The sequence below is a fragment of the Paraburkholderia sp. 22099 genome, from assembly GCF_052045835.1.
GTDB classification, from domain to species: domain Bacteria; phylum Pseudomonadota; class Gammaproteobacteria; order Burkholderiales; family Burkholderiaceae; genus Paraburkholderia; species Paraburkholderia terricola.
Genome location: NZ_JBQEPU010000011.1, coordinates 24570 through 41443 on the forward strand (window position 1 = coordinate 24570; position 16874 = coordinate 41443).

At 61.8% G+C, this 16874-nt stretch carries 18 protein-coding genes and 3 tRNA genes; 11 read left to right on the forward strand and 10 right to left on the reverse strand.

Annotated elements, in window-relative coordinates:
- Window positions 1-124 precede the first annotated feature (124 nt).
- Both ACTJLC_RS12730 and ACTJLC_RS12735 read right to left on the reverse strand, forming a co-directional pair.
- Complete coding sequence (locus tag ACTJLC_RS12730; RefSeq protein WP_310130111.1) at window positions 125-793, reverse strand: hypothetical protein; 669 nt, start codon at window positions 791-793, stop codon at window positions 125-127.
- 116 nt (window positions 794-909) lie between these two features.
- Window positions 910-1044, reverse strand: coding sequence for a hypothetical protein (locus ACTJLC_RS12735; protein WP_310130114.1), 135 nt, complete (start codon window positions 1042-1044; stop codon window positions 910-912).
- On the opposite strand from ACTJLC_RS12735, the gene ACTJLC_RS12740 reads away from it, so the two are divergent.
- From ACTJLC_RS12740 to ACTJLC_RS12750, 3 genes are all read left to right on the forward strand, one after another.
- Window positions 1043-2263 carry a Bcr/CflA family multidrug efflux MFS transporter gene (locus ACTJLC_RS12740; RefSeq protein WP_310121446.1) on the forward strand — a complete coding sequence of 407 codons (1221 nt, stop codon included), beginning with the start codon at window positions 1043-1045 and terminating at the stop codon, window positions 2261-2263. The genes ACTJLC_RS12735 and ACTJLC_RS12740 overlap by 2 nt on opposite strands.
- 117 nt (window positions 2264-2380) lie before the next feature.
- A complete protein-coding gene (locus ACTJLC_RS12745) occupies window positions 2381-2611 on the forward strand; it encodes a hypothetical protein (protein WP_073427232.1) in 231 nt (76 codons plus the stop codon).
- Between the two features lie 215 nt (window positions 2612-2826).
- Window positions 2827-3231: a RidA family protein gene (locus ACTJLC_RS12750; RefSeq protein ID WP_073427080.1), complete on the forward strand. Its 405-nt coding sequence runs from the start codon at window positions 2827-2829 to the stop codon at window positions 3229-3231.
- A gap of 151 nt (window positions 3232-3382) precedes the next feature.
- On the opposite strand, the gene ACTJLC_RS12755 is transcribed toward ACTJLC_RS12750, so the two are convergent.
- The 4 genes from ACTJLC_RS12755 to rph all read right to left on the reverse strand — a co-directional run bounded on the left by ACTJLC_RS12755 (window position 3383) and on the right by rph (window position 6134).
- Window positions 3383-3472, reverse strand: a tRNA-Ser gene (locus ACTJLC_RS12755).
- 55 nt (window positions 3473-3527) lie between these two features.
- Window positions 3528-4757 (reverse strand): radical SAM family heme chaperone HemW, encoded by a 1230-nt coding sequence (gene hemW / locus ACTJLC_RS12760; RefSeq protein WP_440844134.1) that lies wholly within the window; start codon window positions 4755-4757, stop codon window positions 3528-3530.
- Window positions 4754-5401: an RdgB/HAM1 family non-canonical purine NTP pyrophosphatase gene (gene rdgB, locus ACTJLC_RS12765; RefSeq protein ID WP_440844136.1), complete on the reverse strand. Its 648-nt coding sequence runs from the start codon at window positions 5399-5401 to the stop codon at window positions 4754-4756. Before rdgB ends, hemW begins: the two co-directional genes overlap by 4 nt.
- Window positions 5394-6134: a ribonuclease PH gene (gene rph, locus ACTJLC_RS12770; RefSeq protein WP_114163073.1), complete on the reverse strand. Its 741-nt coding sequence runs from the start codon at window positions 6132-6134 to the stop codon at window positions 5394-5396. The genes rdgB and rph overlap by 8 nt, the downstream gene beginning before the upstream one ends.
- A 209-nt stretch (window positions 6135-6343) precedes the next feature.
- Between rph and ACTJLC_RS12775 the strand changes: the two genes are divergently transcribed.
- The 5 genes from ACTJLC_RS12775 to ACTJLC_RS12795 all read left to right on the forward strand — a co-directional run bounded on the left by ACTJLC_RS12775 (window position 6344) and on the right by ACTJLC_RS12795 (window position 11290).
- Window positions 6344-7267 (forward strand): YicC/YloC family endoribonuclease, encoded by a 924-nt coding sequence (locus ACTJLC_RS12775; RefSeq protein ID WP_440844138.1) that lies wholly within the window; start codon window positions 6344-6346, stop codon window positions 7265-7267.
- Between the two features lie 18 nt (window positions 7268-7285).
- On the forward strand, window positions 7286-7966 hold the full coding sequence (gene gmk / locus ACTJLC_RS12780) for a guanylate kinase (RefSeq protein WP_073427085.1): 681 nt from the start codon (window positions 7286-7288) through the stop codon (window positions 7964-7966).
- Between the two features lie 60 nt (window positions 7967-8026).
- Complete coding sequence (rpoZ, locus tag ACTJLC_RS12785) at window positions 8027-8230, forward strand: DNA-directed RNA polymerase subunit omega (RefSeq protein ID WP_073427086.1); 204 nt, start codon at window positions 8027-8029, stop codon at window positions 8228-8230.
- A 95-nt stretch (window positions 8231-8325) separates the two neighbouring features.
- A complete protein-coding gene (locus ACTJLC_RS12790) occupies window positions 8326-10683 on the forward strand; it encodes a RelA/SpoT family protein (protein ID WP_073427087.1) in 2358 nt (785 codons plus the stop codon).
- A gap of 118 nt (window positions 10684-10801) precedes the next feature.
- Window positions 10802-11290, forward strand: coding sequence for a phage protein NinX family protein (locus ACTJLC_RS12795; RefSeq protein WP_114163071.1), 489 nt, complete (start codon window positions 10802-10804; stop codon window positions 11288-11290).
- Window positions 11291-11414: 124 nt separating this feature from the next.
- On the opposite strand, the gene ACTJLC_RS12800 is transcribed toward ACTJLC_RS12795, so the two are convergent.
- Window positions 11415-11491: transfer RNA gene (locus ACTJLC_RS12800), tRNA-Arg, on the reverse strand.
- An 89-nt stretch (window positions 11492-11580) separates the two neighbouring features.
- Window positions 11581-11657, reverse strand: a tRNA-Arg gene (locus ACTJLC_RS12805).
- A gap of 120 nt (window positions 11658-11777) precedes the next feature.
- Between ACTJLC_RS12805 and greB the strand changes: the two genes are divergently transcribed.
- A complete protein-coding gene (gene greB / locus ACTJLC_RS12810; RefSeq protein WP_154873394.1) occupies window positions 11778-12347 on the forward strand; it encodes a transcription elongation factor GreB in 570 nt (189 codons plus the stop codon).
- A gap of 440 nt (window positions 12348-12787) precedes the next feature.
- Here the strand turns inward: greB and ACTJLC_RS12815 are convergent, their stop codons facing one another.
- Window positions 12788-13933, reverse strand: a complete 1146-nt coding sequence (locus tag ACTJLC_RS12815; RefSeq protein ID WP_073427090.1) for a porin — start codon at window positions 13931-13933, stop codon at window positions 12788-12790.
- Between the two features lie 528 nt (window positions 13934-14461).
- Window positions 14462-14686, reverse strand: a complete 225-nt coding sequence (locus tag ACTJLC_RS12820) for a hypothetical protein (RefSeq protein WP_310121467.1) — start codon at window positions 14684-14686, stop codon at window positions 14462-14464.
- Between the two features lie 428 nt (window positions 14687-15114).
- On the opposite strand from ACTJLC_RS12820, the gene ACTJLC_RS12825 reads away from it, so the two are divergent.
- Both ACTJLC_RS12825 and ACTJLC_RS12830 read left to right on the forward strand, forming a co-directional pair.
- A complete protein-coding gene (locus ACTJLC_RS12825) occupies window positions 15115-15318 on the forward strand; it encodes a cold-shock protein (RefSeq protein WP_064268598.1) in 204 nt (67 codons plus the stop codon).
- 343 nt (window positions 15319-15661) lie between these two features.
- Window positions 15662-16813 carry an exonuclease domain-containing protein gene (locus tag ACTJLC_RS12830; protein ID WP_310130123.1) on the forward strand — a complete coding sequence of 384 codons (1152 nt, stop codon included), beginning with the start codon at window positions 15662-15664 and terminating at the stop codon, window positions 16811-16813.
- Window positions 16814-16874 lie beyond the last annotated feature (61 nt).

The window sequence follows — 16874 nt, forward strand, 5'->3', positions numbered from 1 at the left end:
TGGGGCGTGCAGCCGGTTCGCGCGGCGCCGGGGTGAGTGGCGAAATTGTACCGGAGTCAGCGTGAACAGGCTTTGCGGTAGCCCCTGCCAGGCTGGGCTTGCACGCAGTGATTGCGCGCGTGGCTCATCGACGCCGCTTGCGTGTCGTTGTCGTGGGTTTCGTCGCAGCCCTGGTTGCCGCCTTGGTCCCGCCCGTAACCGCGCTTTGGTTCGACGGTGTTGGCGACGCGTCCGACGTGTCCGACTTGATCGTCGTGCGACCTTGCGCCGCGCTTTTTTCAGCAGCGGCCGCATGCGCGGTGACCTTGCTGGAGCGCGTGGGTCCCGCCGGCGCGGCATCGAATCCCGGCGGTTTGCGCCTGCCGGTGAGCTCGGCCCAACGCTTTTCCAATGCACCTTCGGCGATCGGCTTGATGACGGTGCCGGAACTCTGTGCATCCCATGTCTGCACCGAGAACGGATGCACGCGCAACGCTTCGCGTGGGATCACCGGGCTCTCGTGCGCATCGACCAGCCAGTCGTAGACGAAGTCGATGCACAGCCGGTAGCCGCGTTTGGTCGCCGGGTCGGGAACCTCATAGGGGGCGCGCGTCACGTAACCGGAGCCGAAAATGCCCTTCGGCTCCTGGGCGACGCGATGCAGGAACACGCGATCACCCGGCAGGATGCCGCGAGCGAATCCGCATCCCCATACGTCAGTCACCGCGATACCCGCGGCGACACGCTTTGCGACGTCGGGCAATTCGGGCCACGGCCATTTCCTGGGGCTCCAGATCAGCAGGAATGCGGTCATCGAAAGGTCCAGGCGGAACGGTGGGCAAAGGGCACGGCGGACACACCAAGCGTAGCGTCCGCGGGGTTCAGGCGGCAGCTTAACCGATCGGCGACGCGCTTGCCGCAGGCGCATTCTCATGTGGCGCCCGATTGCGATCCGACGCGGCGGCGCTTTAACCGTCGCGTACAATCGAGGCCGTCAAGCTGCTGTTTTCCCTGTTTCACCGCTTCGCTGCCGGTCACGGCGCGGCGCTTCATCTGGATTCCCATGTCTCACGTCGTCAGACGCCGGCCCGATGGCCGGCTGATTCTGTTGCTCGGTGCGCTTGCCGCGTGCGGACCGATTTCCATCGACATGTATTTGCCGAGCCTGCCGACCATCGCGCAGGCGTTCGCCATCAGCACCGGCGCCGCGCAAACGACGCTCACCAGCTTCATGTTCGGCTTTTCGATCGGCATGCTGCTCTATGGTCCGCTGTCGGACACGTATGGCCGCCGACCCGTGTTGCTCGGCGGCATCGTCATGTATGCGGTGGCCAGCGTGGCGTGCGCGCTGTCGTTCTCGATCGGATCGCTTATCGTGTTCCGCTTCGTGCAGGCACTGGGCGCGGGCGCGGCCTCGGTGCTGGCGCGCGCGATTGCGCGCGACGCGCACGGGCCGACCGACGCCGCCCGCGTGCTGTCGATGCTCGCCATCGTCACCTCGATCGGGCCGTTGCTGGCGCCGTTGATCGGCGGGCAGTTGCTGCTGCTCGGCGGCTGGCGCGTCGTGTTTGTCGTATTGACGCTGTTCGGGACGGTGTGCGCGGTGACCGCGTTCCTTAAGGTGCCTGAAACGTGGCCGCGCGAGAAACGTGCGCAGTCGGCCTTGCTGCAATCGTTCGGCGCATACGGCAAGTTGCTGCGCGATCCGGTCGCGTGGGGGCACATGATGTGCGGCGGCATGGCGTTCGCCTCCATGTTCGCGTACATCACCGCGACGCCGTTCGTGTACATCGAATATTTCCACGTGTCGGCGCAACACTACGGCTTTCTGTTCGCGCTGAATATCGTCGGCATCATGCTCGGCAACTTGATGAACACGCGTCTCGTCGGCCGGCTCGGGTCGCTGCCGATCATTTCGTTTTCGGCCAGCGTCAGTTGCATCGCTTCGCTGTTCGTCTGCCTCGTGTCGCTGACGGGATGGGGCGGGTTGTGGTCGATCGTGGCCGGTCTGTTTTTCGTGGTCGGCGTGGTGGGTCTGTTATCCGCCAATTGCACGACCGATCTGATGCACCGCTATCCGGCGAATGCCGGCGCCGCGGCCGCGGTGTTCGGCGCGATGCAGTTGGCGCTGGGCGCGTTGTCGAGCCTCGCGGTCGGACTTTGGGAGGACGGCTCGCCCAAGGGCATGGGCATTGTCGTTGGCGTCGCGGGCTCGCTGTGCTACGTCGGGCGGATCCTGGTCGTCCGGTGGCATGGAACGAAGGTGCCCGTTGCCGCCGCTTGATGGCGAGTTGACCTCGCCGCGCGACGGCTACGGAAAACACCAGGTGTTGCGCGCGCGCGACCGTGCAGTTTGATTTGCGTTGCTATGATGGTGTCACTGTTCCTCGGAGCGGCAATCATGGCGATCAGAGACTTGATGAATGGCGAACGGCAGCATGCCGCTTTTGCCGAAGCGCAGAAGCTGGCGGACAGCGGCGCGTATCACGACTACACCGATATCGAATACGTCTTGCGCTTTGATTACGGATTGTCCGACGTATCGACATTGCTCGACAGCCAGTTGATGCATCGCGATCTGAATCGCCGTTGCGCCGATGCGCGCGAGAAGCTCGAGACGCTTGGCGTGTGATGTGTGATGCGCGGGGCGGGGGACGGGCGGTCTGCACCGGCTCTTTCGCTGGAACGGTTGATCGCGCGAAATATCGCGGTGTCGGTTTGCCGCGTTGTCTCTCTGCGAGCGTTCTCCATGCTTTCGCGTAAGCCGTTGCGGTCGCACGATCGAGCCGCATGCGGCTCATATGCGTGGGCATGCGCAGCATAGTCACCACCTTCGGAATCGGATTCATGGCTGATAGCCAGCAGGCCCTTCGTTTGCCGCATACAGACAACCCCGTCAACCTCGCGAAACCGGGCGGTCATTACAGTCACGTCGCGATCGCCAACGGTTTTGTTTTCGTGTCGGGACAGTTGCCGATCAATGCGCAAGGCGAGAAGCTTTCCGGCGCCTCGTTCGAGGTTCAGGCCGAGCAGGTGCTGGCCAATCTACGGGCCGCATTGGAAGGCGCCGGCAGCAGCATCGCGCAACTGGTGCAGGTGCGCGTCTATATCGCGGATGTCGAATACTGGGTGAGCTTCAATCAGATCTACGCGCAATGGGCCGGCGACGCACGGCCGGCGCGTGCGGTCGTGCCGGTTCCGCAACTGCATTACGGATTGAAGATCGAGGTTGAGGCGACCGCGCTGGTTTAGGTGGTGGTGGCAAAAAACAGCGAGGGGCGCGACCGGAGCGGACCACAAGTCGATCAGATTAGACGAGCCGACTCGTTCATTGCGCGTTGATTGCTATCACGCCCAGTAGAAACGCAAAACGGACCTCGCGGTCCGTTTTGCATTGATGATCTGGCGGAGGCGGTGAGATTCGAACTCACGGAAAGATTGCTCCTTCGCCGGTTTTCAAGACCGGTGCCTTAAACCGCTCGGCCACACCTCCAAGCCGCAAATTGTAACCTGAAAAAACCTCGTTGCGGCGTCCGGCCAGCCCGCAATCACTGCGAATCCTTCAGAAACAGCGCTTGCAAATCGTTCAGAAACGCCTGGCCGAGCGGCGTCGGCGCAATCTTTTCATGGTCGCGCGTAATCAGCTTGCGCTGTTCCGCTTCCTGTAAAGCCGGTTCGATCGACGTCATCGACATGCCCGTGCGTTCGATGAACCGATGCACCGGAAACCCCTCCACCAGCCGCAGCGCGTTCAGCATGAACTCGAACGGCAGATCGCGTGGTCCGACCTCGTGCTCTTCCTGCACTGCCGCGCCTGCCTTGGCCTGCTCGATGAAGGTGGTGGGATGCTTGTAGCGCGCCTGACGCAACACGCGATTCGGAAACGACAGCTTGGTGTGCGCGCCCGCGCCGATGCCGAGATAGTCGCCGAAGCGCCAGTAGTTCAGATTGTGCTTGCTCTGACGATGCGGCCTCGCATACGCCGACACCTCGTAGCGCTCGTAACCGGCCGCCGCCGTGCGTTCGTGAATCCAGTCCTGCATATCGGCGGAGGCATCGTCGTCGGGCAAGGCGGGCGGGAATTTGGCAAACAGCGTGTTCGGTTCGAGCGTCAGGTGATACAGCGACAAATGCGGCGGCGCGAACGACAGCGCCGTTTCGACGTTCGCCTGGCATTCGGCGAGCGTCTGCCGCGGCAGGCCGAACATGAGGTCGAGGTTGAAGTTGTCGAACCTGGTCGCGGCGACTTCGACGGCGTGACGCGCTTGCGCCGAGTCGTGGATCCGGCCGAGCGCCTTCAGGTGCGCTTCGTTGAAACTCTGGATGCCCACCGACAAGCGGTTCACGCCGCTCGCGCGAAACTGCGCGAACTTGTCGGCTTCGAAGGTGCCGGGGTTGGCTTCAAGCGTGATTTCCGCGTCGGCGTCGAGCGGCAGCAGCGCGCGCACGTCGGAGAGCATGCGGTCGAGCCCGGCCGCCGACAGCAGGCTGGGCGTGCCGCCGCCAATGAACACCGTATGCACCTGGCGTCCCCAGACGAGCGGCAGCGCCATCTCCAGATCGGCGCGCAAGGCGTCGAGATAGTCGTTCTCGGGAAATGTCTCGCCTTTCCACTCGTGCGAATTGAAATCGCAATACGGACACTTGCGCACGCACCACGGAAAATGCACGTACAACGACAACGGCGGCAGCGACGTCAGCCGAATGCTGCCCGGCGACGTGAATGCCTTGATGACGCCATTGCCGATATCGGCCGGCGCCGGTCTGATCGGAATCACGCTTCCTCCGTCAAACGCGCGAGCAGTTGCCGCAACGCCATTGCGCGATGGCTGCCGGCGTTCTTCACCGCCGGCTCCAGTTCCGCGGCGCTGGCATTCAGCGAGGGCAAAAAGAAGTACGGGTCGTAGCCGAAGCCATGCCGGCCGCGCGGCGCGTCCAGAATCTCGCCATGCCAGCGGCCTTCCGCGATCAACGGCTCGGGATCGTCCGCGTGACGCACGAGCGCCAGCACGCAGTAGTAATACGCGCGCCGGTCAGCTTCGCCCTTCAACAGGGAGACGAGGCGCGCGTTATTCGCGGCATCGCTCTTCTCGCCGCCGGCCAGTTGCGCGTAACGCGCCGAATAGACGCCCGGCGCGCCGCGCAGCGCGCGCACGCACAGGCCGGAATCATCCGCGAGGGCGGGCAGGCCGGTGAGCTTCGCCGCATGACGCGCCTTGGCAAGCGCGTTCTCGATGAAAGTCGGATGCGGCTCTTCCGCCTCCGGCACGTTCAACTCGCCTTGCGGAATCAATTCGATGCCGGCCGCGCCGAGCAGCGCCGCGAATTCGCGCAGCTTGCCCGCGTTGTTCGACGCCAGCACGACTTTTGTCAACGGCGAACCTGATGCAATCGCGCCGTTGCCTTGACGACCTTCACTCACCCTTGTGCTCCAACGCTTCTTTCTGCTTCGCGATCAGCGTGTTGATGCCGTCGCTCGCCAGATCAAGCAGCGCGTTCATTTCAGCGCGCGAGAACGGCACGCCTTCGGCCGTGCCCTGAACTTCGACGAAACCGCCCGCGCCCGTCATCACCACGTTCATGTCGGTGTCGCATTGCGAGTCCTCGTCGTAATCGAGGTCGAGCACCGGCAGTCCGTCGTACACGCCGACCGAAATCGCGGCGACGTAATCGCTGATCGGCGAGGTTTCGATACGGCCGGTGGCGAGCAGCTTCGTCACCGCATCGTGCGCGGCGACGAAGGCGCCGGTGATGCCGGCGGTGCGCGTGCCGCCGTCGGCCTGGATCACGTCGCAATCGATGTGCAGCGTGCGCGCGCCGAGCTTTTCGAGATCGAACACCGAGCGCAGCGCGCGGCCGATCAGACGCTGGATTTCCTGCGTGCGGCCGGTTTGCTTGCCGCGCGCCGCTTCGCGGTCGCTGCGGGTGTGGGTGGCGCGCGGCAGCATGCCGTATTCGGCGGTGAGCCACCCTTGACCACGGTCACGCAAAAACGACGGCACGGTTTCCGCGATGCTCGCCGTGCAGATCACCTTGGTGTCGCCGAATTCGACCAGCACCGAGCCCTCCGCATGCTTCGTGTAGTGGCGCGTGATGCGCACGTCGCGCAGCTGGTTGGCCTGGCGGCCGCTGGGGCGTTGGGTGGTGTCGGTCATAGTGGGTTTGGTCGTGAGGAAGGCGGAAGGAAAAGCGCAATTTTACAGCCGATCGGGCAGGCCGGTTGCCCACGTGCAGCGGGCATCTCAAAGGGGTTCTATCGCCAAAGATGGGATAATACGAATTCCCCGCCCCGCGCCTCGTACACGCCGGGCGATTCGACTCTCCGGCCATCGTCGAACGCATGGCCACAATCGCGAGAAATACGATGATCTACAGCATGACTGGCTATGCGAGCGCGACACGCGAACTCGTCGCGGCGGCAGGCACCGGCGGCGTGAGCGTCTCGGTCGAACTGCGCACGGTGAACTCGCGCTTTCTCGATCTGAACTTCCGCATGCCCGAAGACGTGCGCGTGTGCGAACCGACGCTGCGCGAGATGCTGATGAACAAGCTTTCGCGCGGCAAGGTGGATATCCGCATCAACCTGCAGCGCAGCGAACAGTCCGCCAACGCGGGGTCGATCAGTCACGACACGCTGGCGCAACTCGCGTTGCTCGAGCGCATGGTGCTCTCCACGTTCCCGGAAGCGGAACGTCTGCGCGCCGGCGAAATTCTGCGCTGGCCGGGCGTGCTCGCGGAAACCGGCGTGGCGCAGGACGTGCTGCGCGACGCGGTGCTCGCCTGCGGCAAGCAGGCGATTACCGATCTGATCGACGTGCGCGCCCGCGAAGGCGCGCAACTGGCGACGATGCTGCTCGCCAACGTCACCGAGATGGAAGCGATCGTCACGAAGATCACGCCGCTCGTGCCGGAGCTGATCGCCAGGCACCAGCAGAAGATCGTCGAACGTTTGCAGGAAGCGCTCGGCATCGCCGCGCCGGATACGGCCGCGACCATCGTCTCGCGCGAGGAGATCAACGAACGGATTCGCCAGGAAGTGACGATGTACGGCATCCGCATCGACATCGCCGAGGAACTGTCGCGCCTCACGGCTCACCTGAACGAAACGCGTCATGTGATCGAGAAGGGCGGCAAGGTCGGCAAGCGGCTCGACTTCATGATGCAGGAGCTCAATCGCGAGGCGAACACGCTCGGCTCGAAGGCGGCCGCGAAAGAACTGGCGGATTCGTCGATGACCTTGAAGCTGCTCATCGAACAGATGCGCGAGCAAGTACAAAACCTGGAATAAGGCTGGAGCAACACGAACATGACCGACCCTACACGCGAAACCGGCGCACCGCGCAATCCCTACGCCGGCGCTTATCCGGGCAACCTGTTCATGGTGGTCGCGCCGTCGGGCGCGGGCAAGTCGACGCTCGTGAACGCGCTGCTCGCCGGCGACGAAGCGATCCGTCTGTCGATCTCGTACACCACGCGCCCGCCGCGCCCGAAGGAACAGGACGGCGAGCACTATCACTTCACGACCGTCGACGATTTCATGAGGCGTCACGACGCGGGCGAGTTTCTGGAAAGCGCGGAAGTCCACGGCAACTACTACGGCACTTCGCGTGTGTGGATCGAGGAGCAGATGAAAAGCGGCCATGACGTGCTGCTCGAAATCGACTGGCAAGGCGCGCAGCAGGTGAAGAAGCAGTTTCATAACGCAGTGGAAATCTTCATCCTGCCGCCGTCGCTCGAAGCGCTCGAAGAGCGGCTGAAAAAACGCGGCCAGGACGAGCCGAACGTCATCACGCGCCGCCTGCTCGCTGCGGGTAGCGAGATGGCGCACGCGGCCGAAGCGGAGTATGTCGTGATCAACGACAACTTCGATCGCGCGCTCGGCGAACTGCGGTGCCTCGTGGCCGCCACGCGTTCGCGTTTCGGCTCGCAATACGCGCGTCATACGCAGCTTTTCGTGCAGCTCGGCATTCACCTGCCGCACGCGTGAGCGCGGTGGTGTGTCGAGCACATAAGGTAGAATAAGCAACATACTGAGAAGGAACCCAACATGGCCCGCATTACCGTCGAAGACTGCCTCAAACAGATCCCGAATCGTTTCGAACTGGCGCTTGCCGCAACCTATCGCGCGCGTCAGCTCGCTCAAGGGCACACGCCGAAGATCGAGAGCCGCGACAAGCCCACGGTCGTCGCATTGCGTGAAATCGCGGCGGGAATGGTCGGCGTCGAAATGCTGAAGAAGGTGCCGGTTTAAGGCGCCCCGTTCCGTTCCGATCGCGGCTTATCTCCCGCATGTAATCGCATCAACGTACAGATCGGCGTCCAACCCTAACCGCTACGGAGGCGACCATGAGTGCTACCCCGCCCACCGCCACGGATGTGGAACACGACGCCGACTCGCCCTCTTCTGCACGGAAGTACATCGACGCGGTCCTCGAACAGTCGTTTCGCCATCTGTTCGGGCCGACCGCCACGCCGGAGCAACCGCGCCGGCATGACGTCGTATCCATTGCCAGGCTGACGTCCGCCTTGTCCGGCTATCTGCAGCCGGAAGAGATCAAGGAGGTCAAGGCGGCCTTCCATTTCAGCGACGAAGCCCACCTCGGCCAGTATCGCCAGAGCGGCGAACCCTACATCACGCATCCTGTCGCCGTCGCGGAAATCTGCGCCGGCTGGAACCTTGACGCCCAGGCGATCATGGCGGCGCTGCTGCATGACGTGATGGAAGACCAGGGCGTGACCAAGGCGGAACTCGCCGAGCGATTCGGCGCCAAGGTCGCGGAACTGGTCGACGGGTTGTCGAAGCTGGACAAGATGGAGTTTCGCAATCGCGAGGAGGCGCAGGCGGAAAATTTCCGCAAGATGCTGCTGGCGATGGCGCGCGACGTCCGCGTGATTCTGGTGAAGCTCGCCGACCGGTTGCACAACATGCGCACCCTCGGTGCGGTGCCGCATGAAAAGCGCCGCCGCGTGGCGCGCGAAACGCTCGATATCTACGCGCCGATCGCGCACCGGCTCGGTCTGAACAATACCTATCGCGAGTTGCAGGATCTCAGCTTCGCGAACTTCAATCCGCACCGGTACGCCACGCTCGAAAAAGCTGTCAAGGCCGCGCGCGGCAATCGGCGCGAGGTGGTCGGCAAGATCCTGGAGTCGGTGCAGCGCGCCATTGCGGACGCGAAGCTCGACGCGGAGGTCACCGGCCGCGAAAAGACTATCTTCAGCATCTACAAGAAGATGCGCGACAAGCAACTGTCGTTCTCGCAGGTGCTCGACGTGTACGGTTTTCGCGTGGTGGTCGACAGCGCACTGGAATGCTACACGTGCATCGGCGCGCTGCATGCGCTCTACAAACCGGTGCCGGGCAAGTTCAAGGATTACATCGCGATTCCGAAGGTGAACGGCTATCAGTCGCTGCACACCACGCTGGTCGGCCCGTTTGGCGCGCCGATCGAGTTCCAGGTGCGCACGCGCAAGATGCATGAGATCGCGGAAGCGGGCGTGGCCGCGCACTGGCTGTACAAGAACGGTGGCGCCGATCTGAACGACGTGCAAAAGCGTGCGCATCAATGGTTGAAATCGCTGCTCGACATTCAGAGCGAAGCGGGCGATTCGAGCGAATTCCTCGAGCACGTCAAGATCGATCTGTTCCCGGATGCGGTCTACGTGTTTACGCCGAAGTCGAAGATCATGGCGTTGCCGCGCGGCGCCACCGCGCTCGACTTCGCCTATTCGATCCACAGCGACCTGGGCAACCAGTGCGTCGCGGTGAAGATCAACAATGAACTGCTGCCGCTGCGTACCGAGTTGAAGAGCGGCGATATCGTCGAGGTGATTACAGCGCCGTATTCGAAGCCGAATCCGGCGTGGCTGGGTTTCGTGCGCACCGGCAAGGCGCGTTCGGCGATCCGCCACTATCTGAAGACGATGCGTCTGAACGAATCCGTGCAGCTCGGCGAGCGCCTGGTCGATCAGGCGCTGAAGGGCTACGGCCTCGCGTTGTCGGACGTGACGCCCGAAGCGTGGGAAAAGCTCGTGCAGTGGACGGGTAACAAGAATCGTCAGGAAATCTTCGCGGACATCGGTCTCGGGCGGCGTGTCGCGGCAGTCATGGCCAAGCGCATCGAGGTGCTGATGAGCGGCCGCGATGCCGACGACGACGGCTCGCGCTCCGAATCCGGGTTGCCTCATGCGCCGCCGGTCGTCATCACCGGCACGGAGGGTATGTCGGTGCAGTTGTCCGCCTGCTGCCGTCCGATTCCGGGCGACGACATCATGGGCTATATCGGCATCGGCCTCGGCATGGCGATCCACACCACGGATTGCCGTGTCGCGCAGCGGATTCACCGGCGCGATCCGGGCCGCTGGATCGACGTCGCCTGGGCGCCGCAGCCCGGACGTCTGTTCGACGTTGCCGTGAAGGTGCTGGTCAAGAACACCAAGGGCGTGTTTGCCCGCGTGGCGGCCGACATCACGTCGGCGGACGCGAACATCGTTCACATTGCGATGGACGAGGATTTGTCGCAGGAATCCACGGTGCTGCGCTTCGTGATCCAGGTGAGCGATCGTGTCCATCTCGCCAATGTGATGCGCAGGGTGCGCACGAACCCGGACGTGATGCGTATAGCGCGTGAACGGCCGAGCGAGGAAGGGCATCATCGGCACGACGGCGGCATGCGGATCGACCGCGAGCGGGCGGATTACTGATCTAGGGCTTGCTCCAGGGCGCCTTTGGATTGGGCCCGCTGCGCTTCGGGCCTCCTTCGTTCCACTCTGAACCCGCCGGTCACCAGCGAGTCTCATCTGAAAATCAGGGAGAACGCTCATGAAAGTAGCTGACCTCAACGGCTTTGCGCTCGACTATTGGGTCGCTCGCAGCCTGCACGACTTCGTGCGCGAAATCCAGTTCACCGACAGCGGCGAAACCGTTTCGATCATCGGCAATGACCGCGGTCGTCCGTGGGACGGCCGCTTCACGCCCTCCACCTCGTGGGAGGCGGCCACGGCGGTCCTTGATCGGGTGCGACGGCTGGAAGTGCGTGAGCGGACCGACCACGGCGTGGCGCACTGTGTCGCCGAATTCGATGGCGGGCGAGGAGCCGTGGAAGGGCGAGGCGAGTCGTTGCGGGTTGCGCTGCTGCGGGCTTTCGTCGAAAGCCGTTTCGGCGATAGCGTGGGCGACGTGATACGTCAGGCGCAGACGCTGATGGGCGAGCGGGCGCATGCGATCGGCGAGCAAACAGCGGAAGATTTCGCCGAGGACGTACCGACCCCGGATGGCCGGATCGGCGATATCAAGTCGCCGCCGCGGTAACGGCCTGAATGTAGACAGCCACTGAGGTTGCCGGGCGTGGCGGGGTCTCAAGCTAGCGTAATCACGGACGCCGGACATAAAAACAAAGGGCCTTCCGATCGGAAGGCCCTTGTGCATGTGCGGATGGTGCGGCTGGCAGGATTCGAACCCACGACCCCTTGGTTCGTAGCCAAGTACTCTATCCAACTGAGCTACAGCCGCACGCTAAAACAGGTAGCGTCTCGCGCAATGATGCTGCGATGAAACCGGGTAAAACTAAGGGCCTCCCCGGAGGGAGGCCCTCGAATAAGTGGTGCGGCTGGCAGGATTCGAACCCACGACCCCTTGGTTCGTAGCCAAGTACTCTATCCAACTGAGCTACAGCCGCACGCAGAAACGAGATTATAGCAAAGCTTTTGAAAAAGGGAAGCATGTAACTGCGATTTGTCTCATGGTCACGATCGTGTACCCTTGGTAGGCAGTCGCTTGCTGCGGTTAACGGACCATCATGAACAAGGCCTTTGTCAAAGAGTCGAGTGAAGAGAATGACGACGACCTCGACGTCGCCCAGCCGGAAGTGCCGGCGGGTACGAAAAACTACATCACGCCGGCCGGTTACCGGCGCATGCGTGATGAACTGCTGCATCTGATCGACGTCGAGCGGCCGGAGGTGGTCAGGCTTGTGTCGTGGGCGGCGTCGAATGGCGATCGCTCCGAGAACGGCGATTACATCTACGGCAAACGCCGGCTGCGCGAAATCGATCGGCGAATCCGCTTTCTGACCAAACGCCTCGACCTTGCCGAAGTCGTCGACAGCAGCAAACAGGAAAACGTCGATCAGGTGTTCTTCGGCGCGACCGTCGAATACGCGACGGAAGACGGCGAGGTGCATAGCGTGACGATTGTCGGCATCGACGAGGTCGATCTCGACATCGGTCATGTGAGCTGGATCTCGCCAATTGCGCGCGCGCTGCTCAAGGCAAAAATCGGCGATACGGTGACGCTGTATACGCCGGCCGGACCGCAGCCGATCGATATACTCGACGTCAAATATCCGCCGCCTGACAACGGTGGCTAGACCGGCGCCGCGCGCCGTCGTGTCGCAATAGGCGGGCGAGACGAAGGAGGGTGGTGCGCTTCGCGCTGCTTTGGTGCCCCGCGCAAGAGAGTCCTGAACGCCGGGCAGCGCGCGAATCTGCTCGAGCGTGCCGTTGCGTTTCCAGCTCAGATACCTCGCGTAACAGGTTTGTTATGGCGGAAAGTGGGTGGGCAGATATAGCCAGCGCTCGCCCGTGCGCTCAATCCATGGAATTGCGTCGAGCATGGCACGCGGGTCCGCGGTTGCTGGGCCAGCGATCTCTAGCGCCCGCCGTACGGAGCAAGTGCTTGGTGCGCTCCGATTCGACATCTGACAACCGGTCTATCCCATATCGTCAGCGCGCGCTTCTATTTGCGGCATCAATGAAAAAAGGCGCCGCGAACGGCGCCTCTTTCATAGTGCGGGTACTGCTCGCCGCTTTAGAAGCGGTGACGCAGACCTGCGGTCACAGCAACTTGCTTGTTGTTGCCCGAAGCGGCCAGACCGTTGATGTCGGCATCGACGACGGCGTTTTCGTTGACTTGCTGATATTCGCCTTGCAGGTACACGTCGGTACGCTTGGACAATGCGTACGCGGTTTGCAGGTTGAACTGGTTCCAGTGCGGACGCGTGCCAGCCAGGCTCGCACGGGTGTACGTGTACGAACCGGCGATGCTGACCGCCGGCGTCAGAGCGTAACGAGCGTTCGCTTCGAAGTTCTGGAAGTGAGCGCTGTTGTTGGCGAAACCGATACCGCCGGTTTGGCCCGATGCGCCTTGGCCGATGCCAGCGAGGCCCGACAGGTTCGTTTGCGAGTACACGAGGCCGACGGTTGCCGGGCCGAACGAGTAGTTCGCGCCCGCGCCCCACGTTTGCTGACGGCCGGCGAAGAACGTGTTGTCGCTCGACACCGCACCACCGCTATTGAACGCTGCGGATGCGCCTGTTGCGCCGTTGCTGTTCAATTGCAGGTAAGCCGCAGCGACGTTCAACCCGCCCCAGTTATACGATGCGCCCGCGCTGTAAGCGCGATTGTTCGCAAAGCCGTCGGCCTGGTTCGAGAAGCCGTACATGCCGCCGAACTTGAAGCCGCCGTAGTTGACGCTCTGAAACTTGACCGAGTTGTTGACCCGGAACGAGTTGTTCAGGTTGTCGTTGTCGAACGGGTGCGCGAACTGCGTACCGCCGTACTGCGTGCCGGTCAATGCCAGCGGGCCGACATAGTCGACCATGCTGTCGTATTGACGGCCGAGGGTGACGGCGCCGAACTGGTTGCTCGACAAGCCGACGAACGCCTGACGGCCGAATTCGCGACCACCTTGCTTCAGCGAACCGTCGTTGATGCCGAAGCCGTTTTCCAACGTGAAGATGGCCTTCAGACCGCCGCCCAGATCTTCAGCGCCGCGCAGGCCCCAGCGGCTGCCGTTCACCGAACCGCTCGTTTCTTGCCAGTTGCTGTGGCCATGTTGGTTGTTCGTGTAAGTAATACCGGCGTCGATCAAGCCGTACAGCGTGACGCTGCTTTGAGCATGTGCAGCCGTTGCGAACACGCCCGTGAGGGCCGCGACCATGAGAGTCTTTTTCATGTTGTAACTCCGAGAGCGAGAGTGGGTAATGGAACCCTGGCTTCAGGAAACCTTCACGCGGGCGCTGCGAGAGGCGTGGTCCGCATAAGCGCGCGTCGCAGTCTGAACGCGCCGGTTTCCAATTACGCAAAGTGTAGGGAGACGGCTTGGGCCGTGGGCGTTCCGATTTTTGCAATAAAGTATTACGCGATAAGAAACGATGCGCCGTGCGGATCGAGCCTTATAAACAAAGGCTTTCGCGGTTATTGGAACGATGGGGATCGCGTGTCAACCAAACAGCGTTGCTCATTTACTACAGCGTTCGATGCGAGAAAACAACGTTGGAAATCACCACGAAATGATTGTTGTCGGTATTGCAATAGATGATTGTTATTTATGTAAACAATCACGCGAGACCGAGCAGCTATACTCAGGTTTCTGCTTTCCGAAGCAGACTTTTTCGTTGACGAAAAAGATCTCCAAACCTTTGTCGGCGCGACTTCCTAGTCGCGCTTTTTTTTCGCCCGCCGGTCTCGGAGAGGGACGTACTCAGTGCGCCGGCAGTGGCCCGTCCACGTCGGTCCAATCGACCAGGCGAGGGACGCTCCAGTCTTCCATCACGTAACGGCGCGCGTCCATCGGCGATGACAACAGGTTTTGCCAATGATCTCCATGCCACATGGGATCGAACTCCAGCGTAGATGAGTCGGAGAAAACCTCAAACGGCGATTGGATGAGCCAACTGATAAAACGTCGCAATTGGTTGAACAGCATGGTGAACTCCTGATACGCGTTACTACTAGGTGATTTCCATCATGATGCGCCGACTCGGGACCAACAACTCGGACAAACACTTACGGAAAAACATCTTTTGTTACATATTTTAGGATGAAATCTGAAAATTTTCCCGCTATCCGGCATAAGCAGTTTTTAATCCAGTAACAAGACCCGAATCGGCCGGATTGCAGCGGGATGAGTGACGCTCTTTTAACTTGGCACGCACCGCGCATTATCTCTATGCAGGCTAAATGCATACGAAAAATTTGCTTGACGCCAATTCTTCGTTCCTCGTATAACGACAGTGCCCTTTCATTCAATCTGATTTGCGCACAGCCGTGAGGGCCTCAATGGTGAATGAAATGGCAAGCAATTCGGCGCGAGCGCAAATGCGCGATATTTGAAACTCATCAAGGAAACAGGAAATGGAAACGGGTATCGTCAAATGGTTCAACGATGCTAAGGGGTTTGGTTTTATCACGTCGGATTCGGGTGGCGAGGACTTGTTCGCGCACTTTTCGGAGATTCGCGCCGAAGGCTTCAAGTCGCTAAAGGAAAACCAGCGCGTCTCTTTCGACGTCAAGGCCGGCCCGAAGGGCAAGCAAGCGGCGAACATTCAGCCGCTGTGAATCGCAGCAACGCTGCTTCTCGTACGCTGCCGGGCAATTGATTGTAGAGAGCCCTCGTTTAATGCGAGGGCTTTTTATGTGTATCGGGTTTTTCTTGCGATGCGCAATGTCCAGGTTTAAAAGAACGGCAGCGGTCGCGACCAAAATCGAATGGCTTCCTTGATTTTTTGAATCCGCCTTACTCGCGCTAAGTAATTCCCGGGACGCTAGTCCGCGACTGGGGCGCATCTCAAATCCACGCTCTCCGTACGCAGTCCAGCCCTAAACGACATGCTGTTCGAGTACGCAGCAGCCAACTGGTGCATACTTCCCGCAAAGCCACGCGTCCAAAGTATCTTCTTTCATGTCTGAACAGTTTCCGCCGGAACCGGCCCTGAATGTACCCATCGCTTTCGTCGACCTTGAAACCACCGGAGGCTCGACCAGCGAGCATCGCATCACCGAAGTCGGCGTAGTCGAAGTGGGACCTGCTGGCGTGTCGCGTTGGAGCAGCCTGGTCGACCCGCAGCAGCCGATTCCATCCTTTATTCAGCAGCTCACCGGCATCACGAACGCCATGGTGCGCGGCGCGCCGACCTTCGACGCCATCGCCCCGGCACTGTTCGAGCGCCTGAACGGCAAGCTGTTCGTGGCGCACAACGCCAGTTTCGATCGCGGCTTTTTGCGCGGCGAGTTTCGCCGGGTGGGACTCGCGTTCGACCCAGACGTGCTATGCACGGTGCGCCTGTCGCGCGCGCTTTTCCCCGCGGAGAAGCGCCACGGGCTGGACGCATTGGTGGAACGGCACGCACTCGTCCCGTCGGATCGCCACCGCGCGCTGGCCGACGCCGATCTGATCTGGCAGTTCTGGCAGCGTCTGCACGGCCTCGTACCGCTGGACGTCTTGCGGACGCAAATCGAGCGCACCACGCGGCGTTACCAGCTTGCCGGGGACATCACGGAAGACCTGCTCGATACGGCGCCGGCCGGATGCGGCGTGTATGTGTTCTATGGAGACGCAGACCTGCCGCTGTACGTCGGACGAAGTGTGCGCGTGCGACAACGGCTGCGCTCACATTTGACCGGCGAGCGGCGTTCGTCAAAGGATATTCGGCTTGCTCAGCAGGTGCGTCGTGTCGAATGGCGCGCGACCGGCGGCGAATTGGGCGCGATGCTCGCGGAAGCGCAGTGGATCGCCACGCTGCGCCCCGGTCATAACCGTGTGCCGCGCGTCACGAAGAGCGATCCGGCGGATGCGCCGTGGCCGTTTCCGGGGCCGGTTGTTTTCGAGGAGCGGGAGGAGGCGTCGCAGTCGCGCGCCTTTCACGTTGTCGACCGGTGGCATTACGTCGGCCACGCGTCTTCGCTTGCGCAGGCCGCGCAGTTGCATGCTTCGAGCGTCGCGGGACCATTCGAACCATCGACGTATCGCATCCTGCAGAGCCATCTCGCGCGCGGCTTGCGCTTGATGCCGCTGAGTGTATCGAGTGACACCCCCGTGCCGAGTCCTGCTTGAAGGAGCTCGTCTAAGCGCTTCCCGCTCAAAGCGAGTTGCACCCGGCATTCGCGTGCCGCCC